The sequence below is a fragment of the Methylophaga sp. F7 genome (assembly GCF_056863975.1).
This window is the reverse complement of record NZ_CM166511.1, coordinates 2,979,427-3,005,982: the sequence shown is the minus strand read 5'-3', so window position 1 is coordinate 3,005,982 and position 26,556 is coordinate 2,979,427. Positions and strand designations below refer to the sequence as shown.

Annotated in this window: 24 protein-coding genes; 19 read left to right on the top strand and 5 right to left on the bottom strand. The window is 46.1% G+C overall.

What is annotated here, in order from left to right; genetic code table 11:
• The first annotated feature begins 23 nt into the window (after positions 1 to 23).
• The 11 genes from arsJ (at position 24) to AC08OG_RS15030 (ending at position 12,338) form a co-directional block, all read left to right on the top strand.
• A complete protein-coding gene (gene arsJ, locus AC08OG_RS15080; protein WP_482929847.1) occupies positions 24 to 1,247 on the top strand; it encodes an organoarsenical effux MFS transporter ArsJ in 1,224 nt (407 codons plus the stop codon).
• 81 nt (positions 1,248 to 1,328) lie between these two features.
• The gene (phoB, locus tag AC08OG_RS15075) at positions 1,329 to 2,021 is read left to right on the top strand and encodes a phosphate regulon transcriptional regulator PhoB (protein WP_318989524.1); all 693 of its coding nucleotides are present in this window, start codon (positions 1,329 to 1,331) and stop codon (positions 2,019 to 2,021) included.
• Between the two features lie 12 nt (positions 2,022 to 2,033).
• Entirely contained in the window at positions 2,034 to 2,306 is a 273-nt protein-coding gene (locus AC08OG_RS15070) for a DUF3329 domain-containing protein (protein WP_482929846.1), read from the top strand.
• Between the two features lie 47 nt (positions 2,307 to 2,353).
• Entirely contained in the window at positions 2,354 to 3,322 is a 969-nt protein-coding gene (gene phoR, locus AC08OG_RS15065; protein ID WP_482929845.1) for a phosphate regulon sensor histidine kinase PhoR, read from the top strand.
• A 141-nt stretch (positions 3,323 to 3,463) separates the two neighbouring features.
• Positions 3,464 to 4,420 (top strand): PstS family phosphate ABC transporter substrate-binding protein, encoded by a 957-nt coding sequence (locus tag AC08OG_RS15060; RefSeq protein ID WP_318989526.1) that lies wholly within the window; start codon positions 3,464 to 3,466, stop codon positions 4,418 to 4,420.
• A 155-nt stretch (positions 4,421 to 4,575) separates the two neighbouring features.
• Positions 4,576 to 6,852 (top strand): ABC transporter permease subunit, encoded by a 2,277-nt coding sequence (locus AC08OG_RS15055; RefSeq protein ID WP_482929844.1) that lies wholly within the window; start codon positions 4,576 to 4,578, stop codon positions 6,850 to 6,852.
• Between the two features lie 12 nt (positions 6,853 to 6,864).
• Positions 6,865 to 8,532: a phosphate ABC transporter permease PstA gene (gene pstA, locus AC08OG_RS15050; protein WP_482929843.1), complete on the top strand. Its 1,668-nt coding sequence runs from the start codon at positions 6,865 to 6,867 to the stop codon at positions 8,530 to 8,532.
• Entirely contained in the window at positions 8,532 to 9,374 is an 843-nt protein-coding gene (pstB, locus tag AC08OG_RS15045) for a phosphate ABC transporter ATP-binding protein PstB (protein WP_292358339.1), read from the top strand. Before pstA ends, pstB begins: the two co-directional genes overlap by 1 nt.
• 23 nt (positions 9,375 to 9,397) lie before the next feature.
• Positions 9,398 to 10,114, top strand: coding sequence for a phosphate signaling complex protein PhoU (gene phoU, locus AC08OG_RS15040; RefSeq protein ID WP_292358337.1), 717 nt, complete (start codon positions 9,398 to 9,400; stop codon positions 10,112 to 10,114).
• Between the two features lie 133 nt (positions 10,115 to 10,247).
• Positions 10,248 to 11,753, top strand: a complete 1,506-nt coding sequence (gene ppx, locus AC08OG_RS15035; RefSeq protein WP_318989631.1) for an exopolyphosphatase — start codon at positions 10,248 to 10,250, stop codon at positions 11,751 to 11,753.
• 54 nt (positions 11,754 to 11,807) lie between these two features.
• Complete coding sequence (locus tag AC08OG_RS15030; protein WP_318989630.1) at positions 11,808 to 12,338, top strand: hypothetical protein; 531 nt, start codon at positions 11,808 to 11,810, stop codon at positions 12,336 to 12,338.
• 78 nt (positions 12,339 to 12,416) lie between these two features.
• Here the strand turns inward: AC08OG_RS15030 and AC08OG_RS15025 are convergent, their stop codons facing one another.
• Entirely contained in the window at positions 12,417 to 12,818 is a 402-nt protein-coding gene (locus AC08OG_RS15025; protein WP_292402799.1) for a c-type cytochrome, read from the bottom strand.
• Positions 12,819 to 12,843: 25 nt separating this feature from the next.
• Entirely contained in the window at positions 12,844 to 14,892 is a 2,049-nt protein-coding gene (locus tag AC08OG_RS15020; RefSeq protein ID WP_482929842.1) for a TonB-dependent receptor, read from the bottom strand.
• A gap of 145 nt (positions 14,893 to 15,037) precedes the next feature.
• On the opposite strand from AC08OG_RS15020, the gene AC08OG_RS15015 reads away from it, so the two are divergent.
• The 5 genes from AC08OG_RS15015 (at position 15,038) to AC08OG_RS14995 (ending at position 18,949) form a co-directional block, all read left to right on the top strand.
• A complete protein-coding gene (locus AC08OG_RS15015; protein WP_482929841.1) occupies positions 15,038 to 15,790 on the top strand; it encodes a sulfite exporter TauE/SafE family protein in 753 nt (250 codons plus the stop codon).
• A gap of 15 nt (positions 15,791 to 15,805) precedes the next feature.
• Positions 15,806 to 16,744, top strand: coding sequence for a sigma 54-interacting transcriptional regulator (locus tag AC08OG_RS15010; RefSeq protein ID WP_292358327.1), 939 nt, complete (start codon positions 15,806 to 15,808; stop codon positions 16,742 to 16,744).
• 118 nt (positions 16,745 to 16,862) lie between these two features.
• The gene (locus AC08OG_RS15005; RefSeq protein WP_292358325.1) at positions 16,863 to 17,696 is read left to right on the top strand and encodes a thymidylate synthase; all 834 of its coding nucleotides are present in this window, start codon (positions 16,863 to 16,865) and stop codon (positions 17,694 to 17,696) included.
• Position 17,697: 1 nt separating this feature from the next.
• Positions 17,698 to 18,129 (top strand): bacteriohemerythrin, encoded by a 432-nt coding sequence (locus tag AC08OG_RS15000; protein ID WP_292358323.1) that lies wholly within the window; start codon positions 17,698 to 17,700, stop codon positions 18,127 to 18,129.
• Between the two features lie 85 nt (positions 18,130 to 18,214).
• Positions 18,215 to 18,949 (top strand): cytochrome b/b6 domain-containing protein, encoded by a 735-nt coding sequence (locus AC08OG_RS14995; RefSeq protein ID WP_292358322.1) that lies wholly within the window; start codon positions 18,215 to 18,217, stop codon positions 18,947 to 18,949.
• Between the two features lie 8 nt (positions 18,950 to 18,957).
• Here AC08OG_RS14995 and AC08OG_RS14990 read toward each other — a convergent pair whose 3' ends face one another.
• The 3 genes from AC08OG_RS14990 to radC all read right to left on the bottom strand — a co-directional run bounded on the left by AC08OG_RS14990 (position 18,958) and on the right by radC (position 23,373).
• The gene (locus AC08OG_RS14990) at positions 18,958 to 20,094 is read right to left on the bottom strand and encodes a PepSY-associated TM helix domain-containing protein (protein ID WP_482929840.1); all 1,137 of its coding nucleotides are present in this window, start codon (positions 20,092 to 20,094) and stop codon (positions 18,958 to 18,960) included.
• A 459-nt stretch (positions 20,095 to 20,553) separates the two neighbouring features.
• A complete protein-coding gene (locus AC08OG_RS14985) occupies positions 20,554 to 22,581 on the bottom strand; it encodes a TonB-dependent receptor (RefSeq protein ID WP_482929839.1) in 2,028 nt (675 codons plus the stop codon).
• A gap of 117 nt (positions 22,582 to 22,698) precedes the next feature.
• Positions 22,699 to 23,373: a RadC family protein gene (radC, locus tag AC08OG_RS14980; RefSeq protein WP_482929838.1), complete on the bottom strand. Its 675-nt coding sequence runs from the start codon at positions 23,371 to 23,373 to the stop codon at positions 22,699 to 22,701.
• Between the two features lie 359 nt (positions 23,374 to 23,732).
• On the opposite strand from radC, the gene AC08OG_RS14975 reads away from it, so the two are divergent.
• The 3 genes from AC08OG_RS14975 (at position 23,733) to AC08OG_RS14965 (ending at position 26,523) form a co-directional block, all read left to right on the top strand.
• Positions 23,733 to 24,785 carry an FRG domain-containing protein gene (locus AC08OG_RS14975; protein WP_318989620.1) on the top strand — a complete coding sequence of 351 codons (1,053 nt, stop codon included), beginning with the start codon at positions 23,733 to 23,735 and terminating at the stop codon, positions 24,783 to 24,785.
• A 110-nt stretch (positions 24,786 to 24,895) separates the two neighbouring features.
• On the top strand, positions 24,896 to 25,249 hold the full coding sequence (locus AC08OG_RS14970; RefSeq protein ID WP_482929837.1) for a hypothetical protein: 354 nt from the start codon (positions 24,896 to 24,898) through the stop codon (positions 25,247 to 25,249).
• A gap of 269 nt (positions 25,250 to 25,518) precedes the next feature.
• Entirely contained in the window at positions 25,519 to 26,523 is a 1,005-nt protein-coding gene (locus tag AC08OG_RS14965) for a YihY/virulence factor BrkB family protein (protein WP_482929836.1), read from the top strand.
• Positions 26,524 to 26,556: the final 33 nt, after the last annotated feature.

Sequence of the window (26,556 nt, the reverse complement as noted above, 5' to 3'; positions counted from 1 at the left end):
TTATTTGTCAGGATGATTTGAACATGCTGAATAAACTTAAAGCATTGCCCATTGCGATTCAGCAATATCTGGTAGTGACTTTCAGCTACTGGGCGTTTACCGTGTCCGACGGTGCATTACGCATGTTGGTTGTATTGTTTTTCCATCAACTGGGTTACAGCCCGCTTGAAGTGGCAATGCTGTTTGTTCTGTATGAGTTCTTCGGCATAGTGACAAACCTGGTCGGTGGCTGGCTGGCCGCCAGATTAGGGTTAAACGTCACTATGCATCTGGGCTTGTTATTACAGGTCATTGCATTGGCAATGCTGCTGGTGGATCCGCAGTGGCTCACCGTGGCTTATGTCATGGTCGCGCAGGCGCTCTCCGGTATTGCCAAAGATTTGAATAAAATGAGCGCCAAATCCAGTATCAAAATGCTGGTGGCTGATAATGCGCAATCAACCTTATTTAAATGGATATCCATCCTTACCGGCTCCAAAAATGCCCTGAAAGGGGTTGGCTTCTTTGTCGGTGCGGCCCTGCTTTCCTGGATCGGTTTTCGTGGCGCCATACTGGCTATGGCGGTTGTGCTTCTGGTAGTGTTGATTTTCAGCATCGTCATGTTGCAACGCGACTTGGGTAAAGCCAAAAACAAACCAAAATTCAGTGATATCTGGTCAAAAAGTCCGCCGGTTAATCATTTATCGTTGGCACGGTTCTTTTTGTTTGGTTCTCGAGATATCTGGTTTGTGGTGGCCTTGCCGGTGTTTTTGCATGCCCAATTACAGTGGTCACCTATTTATGTCGGTGGCTTGCTGGCGGCTTGGGTAATTGCTTACGGTATTGTGCAAGCGCTTGCGCCTAAACTGACTGGCTTTTCCAGGCAAAACGCTCCTGATGGCTATCATGTCTGGCTATGGTCCTTACCCCTCTTTGTGTTGCCGTTATTGATTGCCGCCTCGGTATATTTTGAATGGGCTGTCATACCGGCTTTAACTGTCGGCTTGTTAATTTATGGCGCTATCTTTGCGATCAATTCTGCAATCCATTCCTATCTTATCGTGTCATATGCTGATGCGGCTGGGGTGTCGCTGGATGTCGGTTTTTATTACATGGCTAATGCGGCTGGAAGATTGTTTGGTACATTATTATCTGGCTGGGTCTATCAGGTTTCCGGGTTAGCAGCATGTCTGGTCATTTCTGCCTTAATGATTCTGTCCGCCAGTTTTATTTCAAAAATGTTACCGCGCAAAGACCAGACTGTATAAAGCTTTCAGCGTTGTTATCAAATTGTCATATTTAGCCGTTAAGCTTTACTCTTAGAAAAATAGTTCAGGAAAAAATCGGATATGAGCATATCAGTATTACTGGTTGAAGATGACGCCGCCATTCGTGACATGATTAATTTCAGTCTGCGTCAGGCGGGATTTACCTGCGAAGCAGTCAAGGATGGCGAAACGGGTCTGGATTGGTTAAAAAATCAACAGCCAGACATGATTTTGCTGGATTGGATGTTACCTGGAATTGATGGCATCGAGTTTATCCGCCGTCTGCGTGCCAATGAGTTTTTAGCATCCATTCCCGTGATCATGCTTACCGCTAAGGGTGAAAGTGAAGATATGGTGAAAGGTCTGAGCGTCGGTGCTGATGACTATATAAATAAACCGTTTTCCCCACCTGAATTAATTGCACGAATTAAAGCGGTTTTACGTCGTTGTCGTCCGATGGAAGATGACGAAGCACAGAAACTGCAGATGGGTGAACTGGTCATGGATACCAAAAGTCACCGGGTATCGGTGAATGGTGAACGCATTGAATTGGGACCGACCGAATTCCGTTTACTACACTTTTTTATGAAAAACCCAGAACGCGCTTATAACCGTTCCCAGCTGCTGGATTTTGTCTGGGGCGATACCGTATATATAGAGGAGCGCACAGTGGATGTGCATATTCGTCGTCTGCGTAAGGCGCTGGAACCCAGCGGCCATGACAACCTGGTACAAACCGTTCGCGGTGTCGGTTACCGTTTTTCTGCTGAATAGCAGGATCGTCTGATGCAATGGGATTATTGGCGTTTACTGACGGTGCTCAGCCTGGCCGGTTTTATTGGATTGGTCTTAGGTCATATGTTGGCCTTCATGTTTGTTGCCGCGCTTATATACATCTTCTGGATGCAGAGTAAATGGAACCAGTTGCAGGCATGGCTGGATAAACCTAAGAAAAACAGTTCTCCGCAAGCCGAAGGGGTTATTGATGACGTGTGTCGGCAGATAGAACAGATGCGCGCACAAAACAGCAACCGTAAAAAAAGCTCACCGGTTATTTAAAACGTTTCCAATCGGCCACTGCGGCTTTACCTGATGCGGTGGTGGTAATGGGCGAGTTTGGCCAGGTCAGTTGGGCCAATACCTCAGCCATGACGTTATTGGGAATCAACTGGCCGCATGACAATGGCGTCAGAGTCAATAATCTGGTTCGCGACCCGGCATTCCAAAAATTACTGGAACTTGATGGTGATGCCGAGGAATCGGTTATAGCCGTTTCACCGATGAATGATCGCATTCAGCTTGAATTCAAAGTCGTTCGGTATGCCAGCAAGGACAGGTTGCTGATCGCCAGAGATATCACCCAGACACAGAAACTGCAGCGTATGCGGCGTGATTTTGTGGCCAATGTATCGCATGAATTGCGTACACCATTGACGGTTTTACGGGGGTATCTGGAAACCTTGACCACGGAAAGTGATCAAGAGCTCTGGCAACAGGCATTACCGGTAATGCAGCAACAAAGCCAGCGAATGCATCTGATGATCAAGGATCTGCTGGCGTTATCCCAATTGGAAACCGGTGAAAAGCCGCTGCAACACCGACCTACAGATATCTGCAAGTTGCTGCATAGCGTTGTTGAGGATGCCAAGCGATTGGAACATTTTCATCAGCATCAGATCAACCTGCACTGCCTGAGCGAAAAATGGTTGAAGGCAGATGCTGATGAACTTCGCAGTGCAATCTCCAATCTGGTGTTTAACGCGGTCAAATATACCCCAGCAGAAACCCAGATCGATGTCAGATGGGATATCGAAGGTGAGTTTGCTGTTATTGAGGTAAAAGATACCGGTGAAGGTATCGCCCAACATCATCTCGACCGCTTAACAGAACGCTTTTATCGTGTTGATAGTGGTCGTGCCAGGGAAACCGGTGGTACAGGACTGGGGCTGGCTATCGTCAAGCATGTGTTGCAACGACACAAAGCTGAGCTGATGATTCAGAGCGTTATTGGTGAAGGATCAAATTTTAAGTGCTGTTTTCCCGCCAAAAGTGTGATGGATAAAATAGACATTTAGCCTTACTGACTACTGTTTTCGGTCATGTCACAGTATTGTCATATTTCTTTCATATCCTTGTCACAGTTAATCGCGATACTGCTCGGGTGCTCAACGCGGTAAGCGTTGGAACTTATTTTTAACCCAAGGAGTTAATGACTCATGTTCAAGAAAAAATTTGCTTTATACGGCGCCGCTTTGGCAATGACGTTTTCCGCTGCCAGCTTTGCAGACGTCGATCCAAACCTGCCAGAGTATGAAAAAACAAGCGGTGTTTCAGGTAGCTTATCAAGCGTCGGTTCTGACACATTAGCTAACTTGATGACCTTGTGGGCAGAAGAGTTCAAACGTGAATATCCTAATGTCAGCATCCAGATTCAAGCGGCTGGTTCTTCAACTGCGCCTCCTGCGTTAACTGAAGGTACATCAAACGTTGGGCCGATGAGCCGTGAGATGAAAGACAGCGAAATCAAAGAATTTGAAAACAAATACGGTTACAAACCAACAGCTATCCCTGTTGCTATCGATGCCCTGGCTGTTTATGTGCACAAAGACAACCCAATTGAAGGCATGACTATCCCTCAAGTTGATGCGGCTTTCTCAGCAACACGTAAGTGTGGTTATTCAGAAGACATCACTGACTGGTCACAATTAGGTGTTGAAGGTCTGGGTTCAATCCAGTTATACGGTCGTAACTCAGTATCAGGTACTTACGGTTACTTTAAAGATAACGCTTTGTGCAAAGGTGACTACAAAAACACTGTAAATGAGCAACCAGGTTCAGCTTCAGTTGTTCAAGGTGTGACTAAATCAACCAATGGTCTGGGCTATTCCGGTATCGGTTACAAAACATCAGGCGTAAAACTGGTTCCGTTAGCAAAAGAAGCTGGCCAACCTTTCATTGAAGCAAGTGGTGAAAATGCTGCTGATGGTTCTTATCCAATGTCACGTTTCCTGTGGGTTTATGTGAACAAAGCACCAAACAAACCTATGTCACCAATTGATCGTGAATTCATGAAAATGATTCTGTCTAAAGTGGGTCAAGAAGTGGTTGTTAAAGATGGCTATGTACCACTGCCAGCTAAAACAGTTGCAAAATATATGGAAATGCTGAAGTAATATTGCGAATTAAAATCACCCCGCACATTGCAGGATGTGCGGGGTTTTTTTATCTAATAGCGTTAATCAATTTGTCTGCAGATTGATTAGCAGTATTAAAATTAAGCAATCATCATGTTGCGTGCGTATTTCTTAAGTGGAAAGCAAATCAGATTATGGCTGAGCAAACTATTGAAAACAGCGTTATAGCTGCTGCTAATTCAAAAACGGCCCGCCGTCGGCGAAATTGGCGCGAGTTTAAAGATAAATTAGCGCGGGTCGTTGTAACAGGTGGTGGCATCATGGTGATTGTCGCCATCGTGCTGATCTTCTTTTATCTGTTATATGTGGTCATTCCACTATTCAATAGCGCCGATCTGCGAACCGAACAACAATTTAAACAAGAGCCAATCAATAATGTTCATCTGACCCTGGATGAATATAATGAAGTGGTTTTGTCGCTGGACGATAAGGCAAATTTACGCTTTTTTAATGCGCATAATGGCAATGAAATAGCCACTTACGACTTACCCATTCCGCCAGCAAATACCATCAGCAGTTTCTCTGCAGGCACGGCCTCTACCGGAGTGTTTGCTTATGGACTGGACAATGGTCAGGCGATAGTCTTTCAGGAAGCCTACAAAATCAGTTATCCGCAGGGAACACAGCGACTGATTACACCAGAGATCCAGTATCCCATTGGTGAAAACCTGGTTGAAGTGGACCCACAAGGACAGCCGCTGCAGATGCTGACGGTTCAAAGCTATGATGATCTCACCACCTTGGTGGCACTCACTGCTGATAATCGACTGGTTATGTCGCGGATTACCAAGGATGTGAACTTTCTTGATGAAACCGACTTTACATTGGACAGCGAAAACCGCGAAATCCTATTGGATAGTAATGCTCCGGTGTCGAAGATTCGGCTAGATATCGATCAGCGTGAGTTATATGTCATTCACAATAATGGTGATATTGCCTATTACGACGTACAGAACATAGACGATGTCAGAATGCTGCAGCGGGTCAGCGCAGTACCTGAGGATGTTGAAATTACAGCAGCAGAATTCCTGACTGGCGGTATTTCAATATTAATAGGACGCAGTGACGGACAGATTGACCAGTGGTTTCCTGTGCGTGATGCTGACAATAATTACTCCATTGAGCGGGTCAGAAGCTTCTCTGAACAAACAGCACCTATCCGCAGCATCCTGGCTGAACAAGCTCGTAAAGGCTTTGTTGCGTTGGATGATACCGGTGATATCGGTATTTATCACACTACAGCAGAGAGAAATCTGTTAGTTGAGAACATTCTGGACGACGCCAATGCCAAAATGGCCCTGTCACCCCGGGCAAATGGCCTGATAACGGTTGCAATGAATGGTGAAACGCAGTTTCATGAAATTGAAAATGAACACCCTGAAGTTTCCTGGCATTCTTTATGGGAAAAAGTCTGGTATGAAAGTCGTAGCGAACCTGAGTATCTTTGGCAGTCTTCGTCTTCCAGCAATGACTTTGAACCGAAACTCAGTCTTACCCCATTAACGTTTGGCACCATTAAAGCGGCATTTTACGCCATGATGGTCGCAGTACCGCTGGCCATTATGGGAGCGATTTTTACGGCCTATTTTATGTCGCCACGGATGCGTAATCTGGTCAAGCCGACCATTGAAATCATGGAAGCTTTACCAACCGTTATTCTAGGGTTTCTGGCCGGTTTATGGTTGGCCCCGCTGGTGGAAAACAACCTGCCTGGTGTTTTCAGTATTCTGATCCTCACTCCCATTATGGTGTTGCTCACAGCCTGGCTATGGACCAAATTACCTAAATCATTGCGCCAGCGAATTCCAGATGGTTGGGAGGCGGCGATTTTAATTCCAGTCGTTATTTTGGTCGGTATTGTTTCGATGAAATTAAGTCTGCCATTGGAAAACCTGTTATTTGATGGTGATATGCCAGGTTGGCTGGAATCAACCGGTATCGGGTATGACCAGCGTAACTCGTTAGTCGTCGGTATGGTAATGGGCTTTGCTGTTATCCCAACCATTTTCTCGATCACCGAAGATGCCATTTTCAGTGTGCCCAAACAATTGACCATCGGCTCACTAGCTTTGGGTGCAACACCTTGGCAAACCTTAACAAAAGTGGTGTTACTCACCGCCAGTCCGGCGATTTTTTCGGCCGTTATGATCGGTCTGGGGCGTGCGGTAGGTGAAACGATGATTGTATTGATGGCGACTGGTAATACGCCAATTATGGACTTCAATATTTTTGAGGGATTCAGAGCCTTATCAGCCAATATCGCGGTAGAAATGCCTGAAGCAGCAGTCAACAGTACCCATTATCGTGTGCTGTTCCTTGCAGCGCTGGTGCTGTTCTCAGCGACCTTTGTGTTTAATACCCTTGCAGAGTTGGTTCGCCAGCGTCTGCGTAAGAAATATAGCAGCCTTTAAACAGAGATCAGCATGTCTAATTCAACATTTAAATCCTGGTATCAAAGTGGTAGTCCGTGGGTCTGGCTGAATGCCGGTGCGGTTTCCATCAGTCTGATCGCGGTTATTGGTCTGGTCTTATTGATAGCGGTTCGTGGCCTGAGTCATTTCTGGCCAGCAGATATTATGTCGGTGGAATATAACGAGCCTGGTTTGGAGCCGACGGTTTTAATCGGTGAAAGAGTAGATCATGAAGTGGTTCCTGCCGAAAGAGTACCTTCTGATTACCAGCTAAAAGAAGGTCAGATTAGTGTTGAGCGTTACCTGCTGAAAATCGGTAATCGCGACCAGTTCGGCCTGGATTTCCGCTGGATCAACAAAGACTGGATGGGGGAGGTCAGCTACCCGCAAGATATCCTGTCTATTGAACGTCGTGAATGGGGGCATTTCTATGGTTATCTGCTGTCCGTGCAGCAACAGGGCGAAACGGTAGCCGATGGTGAACAGGCCTGGCCAGAGTTTCAGCAACGGCTGGACCGTAGCAATAACCTGGTTGCTGAAATCAAATATATTGAAAAGATCGAAATCGGCAAAATAAATCAGGCACTTGAATCTTTGCGTCTGGATGAGCGGCGTCTGGAGCTGGATAACGTACCTGAAGATAATGCTGCCTATGCCGAGATTGAAGCTGCAAGAGCGGTACAAAATGAAAAATACGCAACATTACAAACCCGTCTCAGCGAGTTAAGCCAGGCTTTGATACGTGATCAGGTGGTCATGCAAATGTCCAATGGCGATGAAGTGGTCATTCCAATGGCGAAAATCGTCGATGTTGTGAAGCCGAACGACATGAATCGTTTCGAAAAACTGCAGCACTATTTTCATGAAGTATGGAAGTTTATTTCCGGCGAGCCACGCGAAGCCAATACTGAAGGCGGGATTTTCCCGGCGATTTTCGGCACCGTGATGATGGTATTGATTATGTCTGTAATCGTCACGCCTTTTGGTGTCATTGCCGCAATTTACTTGAAAGAGTATGCAAAACAGGGTTTTATAACCCGAACGATTCGTATCGCGGTCAATAACCTGGCCGGTGTTCCATCAATCGTATACGGTGTATTTGGTCTGGGATTCTTTGTCTATTTCCTTGGTGGCAATATTGATGAAATATTCTTCCAGGCTAAATTACCTTCCCCAACCTTTGGTCAACCCGGTTTGATGTGGGCGTCGCTAACCCTGGCTATTCTCACCGTGCCGGTGGTTATCGTGGCAACCGAAGAAGGTCTGTCACGTATTCCACGAGCGATGCGTGAAGGCAGTCTTGCTTTGGGTGCCACTAAAGCAGAAACCTTATGGCGTACAGTTATTCCAATGGCGGCTCCGGCTATGATGACGGGGTTAATCCTGGCGGTCGCCCGAGCTGCGGGTGAGGTTGCTCCGCTGATGATGGTGGGTGTGGTGAAACTGGCACCAGCGTTGGCGGTAGATTCTGTTGCGCCTTATCTGCATCTGGATCGTCAGTTTATGCATCTGGGCTTCCATATTTATGACGTGGGTTTTCAGAGCCCGAACGTTGAAGCAGCACGTCCACTGGTATATGCCACAGCATTTCTGTTGTTGCTGATAATTGTAGTGTTGAATTTAACGGCGATTAGTATCCGTAATCGTCTGCGTGAAAACTTTAAAGCGAGTGATAACTAATGGAAGCAGTCAATCAACAAAAAAACGCGGCGCGTGGCATTGATATCGAATCAATGAATCGTGGCCCGAAACTGAATATGGCTGATGAAACTGCCTGTATTGAAATTAAAAATTTCAATCTGTTTTATGGCGACGCTCAGGCATTAAAAGATATCAACCTGACCATTCCGCGTCATAGAGTAACGGCTTTTATTGGTCCAAGTGGTTGCGGTAAATCAACTTTCCTTAGATGTTTCAATCGAATGAATGATTTGATTGATAACGTCAATATTCAGGGACAATTACTGCTGGATGGCGAAGAACTGAACTCGCCGGCAGTCAACGTATCTGATTTGCGTCGTAAAGTTGGCATGGTATTCCAGAAGCCGAATCCATTTCCAAAAACAATTTATGAAAATGTTGCCTATGGCCTGCGTTTGCAAGGTGTGAACGATCGCCAGACGCTGGATAAGGTCGTGGAAAAATCGCTGAAAGGCGCTGCATTGTGGGATGAAGTAAAGGATCGATTGCAATCCTCAGCAATGGGGCTGTCCGGCGGTCAACAGCAAAGACTGGTGATTGCCCGTGCCATTGCTATTGAACCGGAAGTATTATTGCTTGATGAACCGGCCTCAGCTCTGGATCCTTTATCTACGCTTAAAATCGAAGAACTAATTTACGAGCTGAAAGAAAAATACACCATCGTCATCGTCACACATAACATGCAACAGGCGGCGAGGGTCTCAGATTACACCGCGTTTATGTATATGGGTGAATTAATCGAATTTGGTGCCACGGATGAGTTATTTACCAATCCAGGCAAAAAACAAACGGAAGACTATATTACCGGCCGTTACGGCTAGGCTGCAGGTTCAGGAGATCCTTTATGGCTACAAATCAATCACAACATATTTCGCAACAGTTCGAAAAAGAGCTTCAAGATATCCGCAGCCGCGTTTTAGCCATGGGTGGTATGGTCGAAAAACAGGTTTCGGAGGCAATGGAAGCTTTGATTACGGGGGATGCCGATCTGGCTCGTCAGGTAATCAGTGGCGATGAAGACGTTAATAAACTGGATGTCAGCATTGATGAAGAATGTATTCAGATCATTGCACTGCGCCAGCCCACTGCCAGTGACTTGCGTCTGGTGACCGGTATTCTGAAAACCATTACCGATCTGGAACGCATTGGCGACGAAGCAGCACGCATTGCCAGAATGGCACTAAATCTTGCTGAAAAAGATCGGCCGAAAAAGAATTATCGTGAACTGCACGCCTTGGGCCAGCATGTGTCGGGAATGCTACATAACACTCTGGATGCCTTCGCTCGATTTGATGTGGATGCTGCCTTGCAGGTAGCACATGAAGATCGTCAGGTTGATGCTGAATACGAAAGCATTATGCGTCAGTTGATGACATATATGATGGAAGATCCCCGTACTATCAGCAGAGTGATCGACATGATGTGGTCAGCGCGTTCGCTGGAACGGATTGGGGATCATTCACGTAATGTTTCTGAACACATTATCTATCTGGTCGAAGGCAAGGATGTCAGACATTTATCCGTCGAAAAAATGGAAAAAGTAATTAAAGGCGGCGAATAATTTCTCTCGGTGCGATTTAGGCCCGTTTCCATTATGGAAGCGGGCTTTTTTTGAGTATAAAACGCAAAGTTCATAGCATCGATGGCCTTAGTCAGGCAAAATGCCATCACCTTCGTATAAGCAAGCTGAGTTTATGGAAACACCCGAAGATTATGATGTACTTGCCGCTGTAGATCTTGGTTCTAACAGCTTTCATATGATTATTGCCCGCCTGAGGGATGGACATTTCCAGATCATGGATCGACTGCGTGAAATGGTGCAGTTGCGTGCCGGGTTAAATAAGCAGAATGTCCTCTCTGATGAGGCCCAGACACGTGCCATTGCCTGTTTGGAGCGATTTGGTGAGCGTATTCGCCATTTACCGGCAGGCAAGGTGAGGGTCGTTGGCACCAATACTTTACGCATCGCTGAAAACAGTCGTGAATTTCTCCGCAAAGCCCGTCAGGCCTTGGGACATCCTATTGAGATCGTCACTGGTGAAGAAGAAGCCCGACTGATTTACATGGGCGTTTCCCGCTCACTGGCATTTGATAACACCCGTCGCCTGGTCATGGATATTGGTGGGGGCAGTACCGAATTTATCATTGGCGAGGGCCTGGAAGGGCTACGTCGCGAAAGTCTGGAAATGGGCTGTGTCAGTTTCAGTCAACGGTTTTTCAATGATGGCAACGTCAGTCAATTACGTATGCAGGCGGCGTTACTCACCGCAGCAATCAAATTACGTTCTATTCAACGGCCTTATCAAAACCTTGGCTGGGTTGAGGCGGTAGGTGCTTCTGGAACCATTCGCACTGTGGCCAGTATTGTCACGGCACAGAATTGGAGTGAGAACGGTGTTATCACGAATGAAGCGCTGGATAAAATCATTGCTCACATGGTGGAAGCAGGTCATCAGGATAAGTTTCAACTGGAAGGTTTGAGTCCTGAAAGGGCCAATGTGCTGGCCGGTGGTGTCGCGGTTTTGAAAGCCTCATTTGATCGGTTAAAAATTGATCGCATGATCGTTTCGGATGGGGCATTACGTGAAGGTTTGCTTTACGATCTGCAAGGTCGTATTCAACATGACGATGAACGTGATCGCACCGTAAACTCCCTGGCACGACGTTACCATGTAGATGAAGCCCATGCCGAGCGCGTCAGTAAAATGGCCACCGAATTATATGAGCAAGTGGCTGCTGAGTGGCAAATTAATACCGAAGAACAGTTACACCGTTTGCAATGGGCGGCCAAACTCCATGAAGTTGGACTGGAAATTTCGCATTACCAATATCATAAGCATTCATCTTATTTAGTAGCACACTCAGATTTACCGGGTTTTTCCAGAGAAGAACAGCAGGCACTCGCAGCGATGGTACGAGGCCAGCGACGGAGTTTTCCACGTAAACATATCAAGCAGTTATCGGATGATATGCAACAGGCTACGTTGCGATTAACGATTCTGCTACGTTTATCACTGGTATTTAATCGTGGTCGTAGTGAAAAAACCGATACCCATGTTGGCCTTAGTCTGCATCGTAATACATTAATATTGACCTTGCCTTCTGGCTGGCTGGAAGAACATCCATTGACTGAAGCCGATCTATTGCAGGAAAGACAGGAGCTCAAGGAAATTGATATCCGCCTGAAAATTCGGGATTAAAATGGAATTTCGCCTCACAGCAACAGTCAATTATTTACAAGTGAGGGCAGAGTTATGTGGCAATCTCTATCGATAATGGTGTCAGTGGTGATGTTGGCGTCACCGCTTTATGCTGAAGAAATGCGTTATCAGAGCGAGACAGGTGATCGCTTTACCATCAGTCAAACTCCGGATGGCAAGCACTGGGGCACGTTAATCATCAGCGACAGACACACCGCCAGTTTTTCCCATAATGAACTGATTCTGCTGCAAATTGATGATCAAACGCCCATCTCACTTGAACATGGAAACCTCAGCTGTGGCTCACCAGCTAAAGCAGAGCAAACTGTGTTCTATGATTTTTCAGAATCCGCCAGTGATTTACTGACAAAGGTTGATCCCCAGCCTTTGCCGAAGGGTTTTCAACAGGTCAGACAACGTGATGTGTTTACTTCAATCATGGCAGACCGCCGGGCTGAAACCGTTGATTTTCTGTTAAGCGATGTCGCGCTTAATGCTCAGCAATTGCGCTCTGCAGCGACACTGAAATTCCGGTTTGTTACCGATGATGGCCAGCGTCGCCAGGCTACTTTCCAACTGCACTAATCCTTTTGACTGGTTCTAGGTCTAGGGTCTGAAAGTTCAACAGACCCTAGCCTTAGCCCCAGAGCCAATGGAGTGAGCCTATTTGGCTTTTTTGGGCTTGACTTCGCCGATGGCACCATCAGCACGGGCTTTAAGGTAGGCATAAATTTGATCCATGCCTTCCATCACTTTTGGGTTACTTTCCCAAGCTGGCATCATGCCGATCTGTCCCATCTTGCCATGGGTTACCGTAGCAATGAATTCCTCCTTGGTGATGACGTTTAAACTATCCGCCAGATTTGGCCCTACCATTCCTTGTCCAACTGTGCCGTGACAGCGGGCGCACCAGTTGCGGTAGAGCTTATAACCATTATAGGTTTCACTATCCAAGAACTGTCCATCCGTGACGGTATACGGTTTATCTTCGGCAAAGCTAAGCGAGCTGAAAGCTAACACACCTGCCATCAGAATAAAAAAGCTGTGTTTTTTAACGTTTTGCATCGTGATTCTCCTTAGAAACAACCGATTACCAGGACATCGACAGTGTGACGTAAGCATTTCGGCCTACTCCCGGTATGCGATCACCAATGGCAATATCCGGATTGACTACCCGGTTATAGCCCCCCAAATGATCGTCATATCGACGATCAAAAACATTATTCACCCCAGCATAAACAGTAAGTTGCTGGGTAAACCGGTATTCGCCGGTGAGATTAATTAAACTGTAACCACTGGTTTTAGCTTCCTCATTTTCTGCTGACACTTTTGATTGGGCGGCGACATTGACCAGTTCCACCCCAAGCTGCCAATCAAGTTCAACGTAGCTGAGCTGTGTGCGGGCCGTTAATGGTGCAATACGATAGAGGTTATCGCTGGTATCACGGCGTTCACCACGAACATAGCTTATTGTTCCATCCAGCTGCAAGTGATCATTCAAGGCGGCAAACCAACTGGTATCCACACCATAAAGCTGAGCATCCACGTTGCTGAACTGCAATGGTGTGCTATCACCCATCATGGTGCTGGCGGCAATCGCCAGCGGATCGGTGGCAGCGACACCTTGAATATAATCATTGATATGGTGGTAAAAAATTCGTGGTGACAACGCAAAATCGGGCTGATGCCAGTCCAGCCCCAGTTCAAATTGATAAGCGGTTTCTGAATCCAGATTAATATCACCCAGATAATTGTTGCCATCTGCCAGACCCGATGTGGATTGAAACGGTCCCCACAAATAACGTTCTTGATAACTAGGCGCACGCTGTTTGCGGGCCACACCCATTTGTAAATCAAGATCACTGGATAATTTACGGGTCAGGTTAATTGCCAGATCCACAAGATGTTCAGTCTGGTCACGATCCGCATCATTAAAGCGTTGCTGTAAGGCCAGCATGGCGCCCATTGGGCCATTCGCTGTCACAGCATCAGCATCCATATCGACCAGGCTGTAACGCACACCAGCCTGCATACGCCAGGCATCATTCAACTGACCATCCCACTCGGCAAAAAGGCTATAGCGATCGCGCTCTATATTATTGAAATTCTCGACCAGAAAAGCCGGGTTATTGGGGTTAAAGATAGTGGCATTATGCGTAGCATTATCGGCATCAAAACCAAACATCCAGTCATCTTGCTGATAATGCAATTGATAGCCGTGGGAGATTACATCGGCATAGGTTTGCCTGTATTGCATCGGACTAACCGGCGCCTGTCGCAGACTGAAGTTATTCATCAGATGATCGGCATCCTGATAATTCAACCGGGCGGAGACGAGACCACCATTGGTTAATTGCTGACTGATTTCGGCTTTATAACGCTCACCGCGGGCAAACAGAATGTCCATTGGCAATGCAGGCGTCCCGGTGTTGCCAGTATCATGGTGTTCGGCATCCAATGACATTTCCAACTCATCCGTTTGATAGCCATAGCCCAGAGCAAAACTGTCACGTTCATGCTGACTGGGTAGAATCTTACCGCCATCAAAGCGTTGATCATCGCCTTTGTCGCGGGTTAAGCCTAATTGAAGACGATGATTCTGGTTTGCCAATCCACCCAGAAAACCTAATTGGTAACTATCATTATTGTGCGCATAGCCCGAAGTCGCCTGACCATGAAATTCAACTTCATCACTGTTGGTAAAACTAATCTGTTTTTTACTGGCCTGAATGGTGCTGCCAATGGTTTCAATACCGGAGCTTACCGGCGCAATCCCACGGTACAAAGTGAGATTGTCGAGTTGTGATGCAGCAATATAGCTGAGTGGCGAATCCATACTGTTTGGCCCCGCCTGACTAATGCGTACACCATCAACCAGCGTATTTACCCGGTCACCAAATAAACCACGATATTGTGCGATACTGGTCAGCGGTCCATTGCGATTTACGTTGGCTCCCGGCAGTTTCTTCAGCCATTCAGCACTGTCACTACTGGCCTCAGCATGAGCAGGTAATTCCAAAGGAGTGCCTTCTCCGGCAGTACCTTGAACCGACATTTCCGGTAAGCTGAAATGCTCTGCCATCGCTGGCGGATTTAACGCCAGCAATAACGATGAGACTAAAATTGTTTTTTTGAACATAATCCTCTCCAAGCTGTTTAAAACTATTTTAGAAAAGGCTAATGGATGGGAAATGGGTTATTTGCAGAATCACTATGGCAAATCACACAATTATTACAGGGTTAAAATGTTAATCTGTCCGCAAGATGATTTTCAGGCCATATAAATGGATGCGCTCACAACTTCTTTAGTTACTGCTTTTCTGCTGGGCTTGTTCAGTTCGGCGCATTGCATTGCCATGTGTGGTTCGGTGATTGGCGCATTAACATTGACCTTGCCCGCCCATATTCGCGAGCAGCCACGCAAAATGCTGCCATTTGTTTTGAACTACAATATCGGTCGTATCCTGAGTTATTCCATTGCGGGTGGACTGGTCGGTCTACTTGCCTCTCCTCTGGCGCAAATCAATGGTTTGCCCTTTTTACGTTATCTGTCGGTTTTGGTGATGATTGGCATGGGCCTGTATCTGGCTGGCTGGTTTCCCAAATTTGCCCACGCGGAGAAAATCGGCGCGCCCATCTGGCGCAAGCTGCAACCCATTGGTCAGAAACTGTTACCAGTTCGCAGTCTGAAACAAGCCTTTTTATTAGGTGCGGTTTGGGGCTGGTTGCCGTGTGGTCTGGTTTACGCCGGGCTTGCCGTTGCTGCCACTACGGGTGATGTTGTGTATGCCGCATCAGTGATGCTGGCGTTTGGATTAGGTACTTTACCGGCGGTGATGGGGGCAGGTATGTTTGCTGGCATGCTGGCGTCATTGGCGCGTAATCAACTGTTTCGCAAACTGGCCGGTGCCACGATTATTCTGATGGCGCTATTGGTTTTACTCTGGCCACAGGGCGAACATCATCATGGGACGATGGAGATGAATCCGGTCACTGATTCAGTAAAAGATGATTCGTCTGACGTACATCAGCATTAAGGTGAGTATGCCCACATGACGACAGAAATGATCGGCCACTCTCCGCAAATCACGCATATTCAGCGTGTATTGCCAATGATTGCATTAAGTGATGCCAGCGTATTGATATGTGGTGCGACCGGAACCGGTAAAGAGCTGGTCGCACAACGATTGCACCAGTTAAGTCGCCGTGCTGATAAACCGATGGTTACTATTAATTGTGCCGCATTACCGGTGCATGATGCCGAAGTGGATTTATTTGGCCGGGCCAATGCGGATGGTGAGGTGATAGAACCGGGTCGCTTATTGGCGGCGCAGGGCAGTTCAGTGTTTCTCGATGAAGTTGATGCTTTGCCATTAACGGTGCAGGCAAAAGTACTGCGATTTCTCGAAGCCGGTGAATGCCAGCTGGCCGGCAGTCATAAGCTGCATCTTATTGATGCACGTATTCTGGCCGCTACCAGTGTGGATTTACCTGCCGAAGTCAAAGCCGGACGGTTCCGCGCAGATCTCTATTATCGTCTGCAGGTTGTGCCACTGGAATTACCACCGTTGAATCATCGCAGTGAAGATATTCCATTGTTATTAACTTATTTCGCCAAACAGTTTGCGGGCAACAATGCACCGTTGCGGTTTTCCAAAGAAGTGATTCAACAATTGCAGCGATATAATTGGCCCGGTAATGTGCGTGAATTATCGAACTTCTGCCAGCGCCTCAGTTTGTTACAACCGGGAAGCATGCTGCAACTCACCGATTTGCCCCCTGAAATGCTGCAAAATTCCGCCGTCACGCCTCAGCAGTTCTCTATTCCACCAACCGGAATTGATTTGGCACAAATTGAACTTGATTTGATTGAACAGGCATTGGAAATGGCCGCTGGTAACCGCTCCAAAGCCGCAAGACTATTAGGCATTACACGCGATACCTTGCTATATCGTATGCAAAAATATGGCCTCTCAGACGACGCAAAATAAACTTTAGAGGTTGAATGTTTTTAAAAAGGGTTTTGATCCGACAAACTAACCCGCAGTCAGTGCGAAAAAAGCGCTTATGGTTTACAGTAGCGGCACGGCAATAAACGAGTAATCAAGCATGAAACAATATCTCGATTTACTTCGCGATGTGATGGAAAACGGAACTGACAAAGGTGACCGAACCGGTACTGGTACCCGCTCAGTATTTGGTCGGCAGGTGCGCTATGATTTGGCGGAAGGTTTTCCGTTACTGACCACAAAAAAACTGCATATTCGCAGCATTCTGCACGAACTTCTGTGGTTTCTCAGTGGCGAAACCAATATTCGTTATCTCAAAGAGAACGGCGTATCGATTTGGGATGAATGGGCCACTCCAGAGGGTGAACTTGGGCCGGTATATGGCGCACAATGGCGTAACTGGCAAGGTGCTGATGGTAAAACCTATGATCAGATTCTGGCATTAGTTGAGGGGCTGAAAAGTAACCCTGATAGCCGTCGGCATATTATCAACGGCTGGAATGTCGCCCTGTTACCGGACGAAAAACAAAAGCCCTGGGAAAATGCCGCAGCAGGCCGAATGGCGTTGCCACCATGCCATGTTCTTTACCAGTTTTATGTCGCCAACGGCAAACTCAGCGCGTCGCTGTATATCCGCTCCAACGATTTGTTTCTTGGCAATCCTTATAACACGGCTTCATTAGCCTTTCTAACGCATATGCTGGCTCAGCAATGCGATTTAGATGTTGGCGAAATCGTGCTGAGTATTGGCGATGCACATATCTACAGCAATCACTTCGATCAGGTCGAAACGCAGCTACAACGTACTCCAGGTCCGTTGCCAAAACTGAAAATTCATCGAAAACCGGCCTCTATTCTGGATTACCGTTTTGAGGATTTTGAAATAGTTGATTATGTGGCACAGCCACATATTAAAGCGCCCATAGCGGTCTGAGATGGAAAAACTGACAAAACCACTCTATATCGTCTGGCAGGATGCGTTTCAGCAAGGCGAGCCGATCATTGATGAACAGCATCGTGGAGCGGTGGCGATAATCAATTCACTGCATTATTTTATTCAGCAGGGCTATGGGTTGCGAGATCTGATGCCTACCGTCAATGTATTGAAAAGCTATCTGAATTTTCATTTCAAAACTGAAGAAGGTATTTTGCACGCCTTGGAAAGCCCTTTGCTTAAGCAATATCGGCTGGATGAAGCAAAAATAATGGATGAGTTTGATATTCAATGCCGTCTGGGCTTGAGAGATAACGAACCGCAGATATTGCTGCTATTTCTCAAAGACTGGTGGCAGAACCATCTGAAGCTTCATAAAAAAATCACGCCATTTTTACAGAAATGGGAAGGTGATTACTGTCGTACAAGCTGATTTAGTACACTTTAACGTAGTTAATATTAATTTAAGTAAACAAGCTTAAGCTACGGGTAAATTGATAAATGTAAGGAACATAATAATGGCACAATCAACCTTAAAAGCTTATCCGGTATGGGATGGAGGCGTTCGTTTATTTCACTGGATAAATGTGCTGGCGATTCTGGGATTACTGGCAATTGGTTTAGTGTTGATGTTCAGTAAGGATTTGGGCGTTACTGATGATGGCAAAATCCTACTTAAAGCCACTCATATCTGGGTGGGTTATGTGTTTGTGATCAACTTACTGGCCCGATTTGTCTGGGCTTTTTTGGGTAACCGTTTCGCCCGTTGGAAAGCCTTTTTACCGTTTGGCAAAGTGTATAAAGCGCAATTCCAGGCTTATATGCAAGGTCGTAAAATTGGACAAAATGTGCATTTTCTCGGGCACAATCCATTAGGTCGCTGGAGCATTTTAGTGATGTTTCTGTTGATGATAGGCCAAGGCATCACCGGCCTGATGTTAGCAAGTACTGACTTATACATGGCCCCATTTGGTTCTCAAATGAAAGCCTGGGTCGCGGAGGATGAAGCGGCTATCGCGATTGTTCAGCCCTATGAAAAACAGGGTGTCGACCCCATCGCCTATCAGGAAATGCGCGATTTTCGGAAACCTTTTCGCACGCTGCATACCTATCTGTTTTATCTATTGATGTTGTCGATCGTGATTCATATCGCCGCGGTTATCGTGGAAGAAAAACGCAGACGTAATGGCCTGACCTCAGCGATGATTACCGGTGAGAAAGTCTTTAAAGAAAAACCCTTTGATGCGGATTAACTAAATCGTTAAGCCTTATGGCGACTGTTCACCAGTCGCCGGGCCCGGCGCTTTTGTGACCAACGGATCAAACCGGTCACAAATAATATCAGCGGTAAAAGGCCAGCAATAAACACCAGAATCCGGCCGGTCATGCCAAATACTTCACCGTTATGCAATGGATGTAACCAGTGCATTAATACATCGCCACCAGTGTCTTTTTTAGTATCACGACGCCCTAAAATCTCTCCACTAATTGGATCAATCCAGACCTGAGTTCGTGGAAAACGTCGACTGGGTTCTCCTTCTTGGTAAAACGCAATGCGCCAGGCTTTTTGGTTATTCAAACCCGGTGTTTCAACCCAACGTAATTCCGCGTCAGGAAACCGGTTTTTGGCAATCTCAACAGCCTGATCCGCCGTAATTCGATCTGCACTTTCGCCATGGTCTAAGGCAATCTTCGGTGCACTGGTTAACTGTGAAAAAGGCTTCACCAATATGGCCGTCTCATCAGGTAAGGCGAGTGCTGCACCGGTCAGACTTAAAATCAGCAAAAATACTAACCCATAACTACCCGACAACACATGCAGATCGTAATTGAGTCGAGCTTTGCCAGAGCGAAGCTGCGGTTTTAATGCGTGTTTCAAGCCAACCCAACCCGGCCACCAAAGCCAAATCCCCGAAATAAACGAGATCAAAGAAATCAGCCCGATAATGCCGATAATGATTTTGCCGGGTTTTTCCAGCAGCAGACTGTAATGCAAATCGTAAATCCAGGTCATTGCATAATCCCCCCACAAACGGGAGCTGGTGACTTCCAATGTGACGGGATCCACGGTCAGCATTAACGGCGCAAAGTTTTTCCCAATGGACTCAACCGGTGTGTAATAACGCGCCATAATTGGCCAGTCTGTATGCATTGGCTGTTCAATACGCCAGGGATCGGTTCGAGTGGGATGTGCCTGTTGCAGAGCATCCAAAATTTCCTGTTGGGCCGGCATTTCGTAAGGAACGCTAGTAGGTTCCATTTGCGGATTGAGGATTTGATCGATGTTCAGATAAAACACCAGAATACTGCCGGTCAGCCCAAGCAATACCAGCAAGGCGCCGATACTTAAACCGAGATATAAATGAATGCTCAGCCAGAGTCGGCGGGCGTTTTTCATGTTGGGCTTTTATCCGAATGACGTAGCTGATTTGCTGCCAAATATTGACAGCGAATCAACGAAAAAAGTTATGGGCTAGGGCTTGTTGATCTTTCATCTCCGCCTCTGTTGTGAACTGAAAAAGTGTCAATCAAGGCACGAGGAGCGCCTTTTGTGAGATACATCCATGTATCTCACCCCATTGGGGCTTACGCTCAAAAACGCTCCCGGCGTTTTTGTAGTTATTCTAAATAAGTGACGAGTAACGCAGACCGGCGCGCGCCTCCCTGGCGCGCCGGCATACAGTCCATCCGTGGACATAAGTGGCACTTTTTCAGTCACAACCCGAAGGGCTGGGACTATTTTTGCGGCCGCCTGCGTTGTCAATCACTTATGTAGGATGACTACACTGCGTGATTTCCGCCTTGTCGGACACAAAAATAGTCGCCAGCAGTGGTGGAGATGAAAGATCAACAAGCCCTAAAAGTCTACCTGAACCGAGCCATACACCGCACGACCATCGCCGGGGGAGTGCATGCTTTCGGTATTTAACCAAACGTATTCATAATCGCGATCAAATACATTTTTGAGTTCCATTGCCAGTTTTACTTTGCTGGTGAGCGCATAACTGGCCGAAGCATTGACCAACACATACTGACCAAATTTTCGAGTGTCATTGTCCACGGTCAGATAGTACTCATCTTGTGCACTGACCCAGCTGGAAAGTTTCAATTTTGGATTCGCCTGATAATCGATACCTGCATCAAGTAAATAATTGGGCACGTGATCAATTTCGTTACCTTTGGACGTTGGGTTATCTGAGCCAGCTTTAAGTATTTCCGAATCCTGAAATGCAGCGGCAAACCATAACCCTAATTTTTCGGTGGCTTGTGCATTAAATTGAATATCGACACCACGCCGTTCGGTTTTACCAATATTTTCACTGTCATTATTGGCATCACCTAACTTTGTTTTGAACTCTCCCGAAGCAACCTGCTCCCAGAGTGCAACACGACCATTTAACCAATCGGTGGGGGTAAATTTCAGCCCAATCTCCCAGCCTTCGTTAATAGACGCATCCAAATCTTCGGAGAAAACATTTTTCTGGTAGCTGGCGGCACCTGAAGCTACTTGAAAGGTTTTACCCCAATTACCATAAACCGCATAACGGTCGGTCAGCGAATACACCGCACTGAATTTTGGCTGGCTGATATTGCCATAATCATTGATATCACGATGTACACCGGCATCGTTCAAGCTGCCGCGAACCGTATCGACGCGATAAGCTGGTACCAGTTTTAACTTTTCAGTCGGTTTGTAAATGGCCTGAACAAAGCCGCCGTAGATATCAAAGTCAAAGTTTTGATCACGTGTCTGTGAGGTCCGATTTCGAAAATCATCCACAATATAACGGCGGCTTTCATTGTCTTGAAACTCTGCGCTCAATCCACCCATCAAGGCAAACTCATGCGCCCAGCTCACTTCAGGTCGCCAGGTTAACGTACTTAAAGCGCCTTTATGATCTTCCTGGGTGATGCGTTCATTATGATTACCACCTGCAGCAAAAGTCACATAGCGATATTCATCAAGTTGATTCAAATAGGCTTTGGTATTCCAGAATAAGTTATCGCTGAGATCAACATCCAGATGTGTACTGAATTGATTCATCGAGCGATCTCCGCCATCAGGCGCATTATGAGGACGAGATTGTTCTGGATCATCGCGGGCTTCAAAACGGGTTAAATAACCTGCTTCTTCCGCATCGGCCTGACCATGACGGGCGCTAAAACCAATCTGAGCACGGCCACTTTCCGGTGTATAAAACCACTTACCTGAAAACGTGCTTTTTTCGATATCACTATGATCGCGGTAACGATTTGAATCTAAATAACTGACGGCATAGTTTTGTGAAAAACCGTTGCTTTCGAGGCCACTTACAAATTGCACATGACGCGTATCAAAGCTGCCGTAGCTGGCACGCGCCTTATTATAATTACCGCCTTGTTGGGTCAGTATGTCGGCGTTACCGGCAATATTATGTAATCCGTATCGTGGATCATTGGTGCCGCGAACAACTTCAATACTTTCAATCTCAAGTGGCGTCAGTAATTCAAGATAAGGCATGTTTCCTGAATTCTGGTTACTCGGAACGCCATCAATCAGCAATTTAACGGCATTAATTTCGCCTTCACCATTAAAACCGCGAAAGGATATTTTGCCGGACTCATTCCCCATCCCATATTGTGTGAGCATCACGCCGGGCATTTGATCAAACAACTGCCAGGTGTAATTCACATTTTGATCTTCTATGCGATCCTGGCTTAATACATCCACCGAAGTAGAGAGGTTACGTGAAGTCAGCGGGCCGATATTGTCTGAAGACACAACCATACTTCCCAGACTCAAGCTGGCATCATCCAGCAAATTGGGCGTTTCGGCATATACGCCATTGGCATAAATGACAGCTAGAGCAATGCTAAGAGGTTTGAGCGTTTTGCTTATCGTCATAATGTGGGTCACGTCTTATAAATGGTTAGGTTTTAAAAAACCAAAAGCATAACGATCTGATTGCCAACAAAAATGGGTGATATGCATTAATGGTGTGGCAAAAGCCACAAAAGGGGCTTAACAATGCCCCAATTCAGCCAATGATGTAGTTTCAGCATCACCAACAATAATATGATCCAGCACCCGAATATCCACCAGCTCCAAAGCACTGCGTAACCGTTTGGTGATCTGAATATCCGACTGACTCGGTTCAGCCACACCGGAAGGGTGGTTATGAGCAAAAATCACTGCCGCCGCATTGTGCTTCAATGCCTGCTTCACCACCTCACGCGGATACACACTGGCACCATCAATCGTGCCCCGAAATAACGGTTCAAAACTGATTAACCGATGCCGGGTATCGAGAAACAGACAAGCAAATACTTCATGGGGAAAATGTCGTAACTGACGTTGCAGATAGAGTCGGGTAGTGACTGCATCCGTAAACGCATTGCCTCGTGTCAGAGTTGACTCCAGATGCCGACGACTCATCTCCAGCACTGCTTGCAACTGCACAAACTTCGCTGTGCCCAAACCATGCTGCTGACAAAAGCTATGATGATCTGCTTCAAACAAAGCCCGTAAACCGCCAAAGTCCGAAAGAAGGTTTCGAGCTAAATCAACAGCCGAAATTCCGGTCACACCTGTTCGAAGAAAAATAGCCAGCAACTCGGCATCCGATAAGGCTGCAGCCCCTGATTGAAGCAGTTTTTCACGCGGCCGTTCATCTGCCGGCCAATCCTTTATTGCCATGATTCGCTCCCTGCGATTTTAGATTTTAATGAAGCTTAAATTTAACGATGGTGAATCATAAATACAAAACGAGATTGATGAATCTGTGAACTGGTACGAGTAGTTTTTTAGATGGAAATAAAACAATCCATCAGCGTTGATGCAACATTGAATAATTGTGAATGATTCATGATTAATTTTTTCGGTTATAGTTAACCAAATATAAGAGATTAAATTTCAATCACTTAAAAAAGACAGATTGAATTGAAAAATAATTATGAGGTAGCAGAACTGATTAAACGTTTCTTACTATAACGAGAGGAGGTTCGATGAGAGGGCAATGGCTGGGAAATTATTCCGGAAGCACTACCGGAAAGATAATGATCAACATCGATGAAGTAAATGATCATTTTGAAGGCGTTGCCTATCTACACCCTGACCCAAAAGATCTTCCTGGAACCGTTGCATTTTTTTCAACAGAAGATAGGGGGTTAGAGCACAAGGTAACTGCCTATGCTGCGCCAATTGACCCTAGAACTGGATTCCAAACATCTTGGGATCAGATAAAAGCACTTTATCCTGAGGGAGTCGTGCATTCCCAAGAAGCGGAGACCCTGATAAAGCAGTCGGGTAATTCTCTAACTGTGGGTGGCACAACAGATATAGGAGTGACGTTCTCGGGGGATTTAACTCGGCCAGATCAAAAGGCTGGCTCTAAGATTTCTGGTCAGGTGATGTCGTGGGTAGAGTTCAAGGAGCATGTCTCAAAAATAGCTGGGGCGGGGTACCTTTTTCGAGGTCAGAAAGAGCCATGGAGATTATGTACCTCTTTCCACCGACGTGAACGCTATCGAATAAGTGAGTTTATATCCAAAGATGTAAAACAACTATATCAACGCCTTAGCGCTATTACATCTCATTTTTTTGACCTTACGGTTCCGGAGCAGAATGGTGCTTTTTTTAATTTACTCCAGCATCATGGATACCCAACCCCCCTATTAGATTGGTCTCACTCTCCCTATGTCGCAGCATTCTTTGCCTTTCGAGACCGCCCCATTGGTTATTCTGGTGATGAATCCGTAAGAATTTATCTGTTTAATAATCGAGAATGGCAATATCGTTACAGGCAGATTGATAACCTAGATCCTGCATTCCCACATCTGTCGGTGTCAGAATTTATTGCTATCGATAACCCAAGACTTGTGCCTCAACAAGCTGCGACTACCGCCACAAATCTTTATGACATAGAAGCTTATCTACTTGAAAAAGAAGAAGAATGTGGAGTAAGTTTTCTTCAAGCAGTTGACATACCAGCTCGTGAGCGAGACGCAGTGATGACAGATTTACGTTTTATGGGAATTACAGCGGGGTCTATGTTTCCTAGTATTGACGGGGTCTGCGAAGAGCTCCGAGAGCGTAACTTTGATCGGTAAAAGAATATCAAGGGGGCCAGCCAACTTGATTTTCTGCCAGCTTAAACGTGAATTAGAGTTTTTATCTTTTAATCCTTACTCTCTGAACCTAAAGATTCGAAGGGCTTATTATGAGAAAAACAGTGTGTTATTTATCTTCGATGGTAATTGCCTTTCTTACTTTTTATCTATGGGCTTGCACTCAAACTTCCGATCTACCGCATTTCAGTGAAAATGAACCTTATTCAAGTGTTCGATTGAAAATGTTGGAAGCAGGCTGGGAGCCCTTTCATTCCGACGATGCAGAAACCTGTACCGAAGGTGACTTACGCTGCGAGGGTCGCCCAGAGATGCAGGTTTGTGCCGGCACGGGAATGGCAAATTGTAAATTTTTATGGAAAAAAGAAGAAACAATCACAGCAATTTGCACTGTCGGTGAGGTTGCTGTTTTCGATAGTTTTTGCGATTACACAAGTATTAATTAGATTTTTATCTTTGGATTAATACGCAGATCTGACATCTTCAACCTACTCACGATCTAGGTTAACGCCTGATTAGCCTAACTCATTAAAATCATTATTCACCTAGACCGTAAAAAGCATATAGAGGAACCTGCTTTGTTAGATCCGGTCCTCTAACTATCTCCATCAATTCGACGGATAAACGCATATCAAGTTTTCAGCCAACTTGATTTGAAAGTGACAGAGTCTAAATCCCTGCCAATCTAATCCGATGTCAACAAAAAAGGAGCGCTATGCCAAAAGATGACGTCACTCCGCATTCTGCACAAACATCGTCAGATGATAAACGTGGGCGACAAGCCAGCAAGCCGCCTGAAATCTCCTGGCGAGGCTGGTGGGATATCGGTCGACGAGTCATTGGCAATGTGAATCGACATGATATTTCATTGCTGGCAGCCGGTGTGGCGTTATTTATGATGTTGTCCATCTTCCCGGCACTGAATGTAGGGGTTTCACTTTTTGGGCTTTTTGCATCTCCAGAAAATATCATTTCTCAAGTGGAGCCTTTTCGGCAGCTGTTGCCCGAACAAGCATTCAGTATCTTTACCGATCAGCTTACCGAGCTTACGAATACCGCTGGAGCGGCCTTTAATGTAACGCTGGTCTTATCTCTGTTGGTCTGGCTGTGGGTGGCGCGTAAGGGCGCTATGGCGGTCATTAAGGCTTGCAATATTATTTATAAAGAACAGGAAAAGCGCCCTTTTTGGAGCCTGCTGCTGGTGTCGCTTTTATTTACGGTGGTAAGTATTTTCAGTGTGGTGATGTTAGCGTTGCTCGCCATTTTGGTGCCCATCGTCCTTGGCGTGATCCCCTTGGGCGAAACGTTAGAATCCCTTTTGAGAACATTGCGTTGGCCAATTCTGGCGATGTTATTCATTCTGGTACTTGAGTGCGTTTACCGTTTCGCCCCCAATAGAAAAAATCCGAAGTGGCGTTGGGTCAGTGTCGGTGCGGTCATTGCGACTTTACTATGGCTTTTGGCTTCTTTCGGTTTCACAGCCTATGTGCAAAATTTTTCTAATTACAATGAAACCTACGGTGCGATTGGCAGTGTGATCGTTCTGATCTTCTGGTTTTATATTAGTGCCTTTGTCGTGCTGCTGGGGGCCGAAATAAACGCCGAGATGGAACATCAAACAGAAGTCGACTCAACGGTCGGGGAAGACAAGCCAATGGGCAAACGCGGTGCATATGTAGCAGACACGGTCGGAGCAGAACCATCAGAAAAGCAGCAATAAACGACAAAATAGGAGCGGTTTGTTCCTTATCCT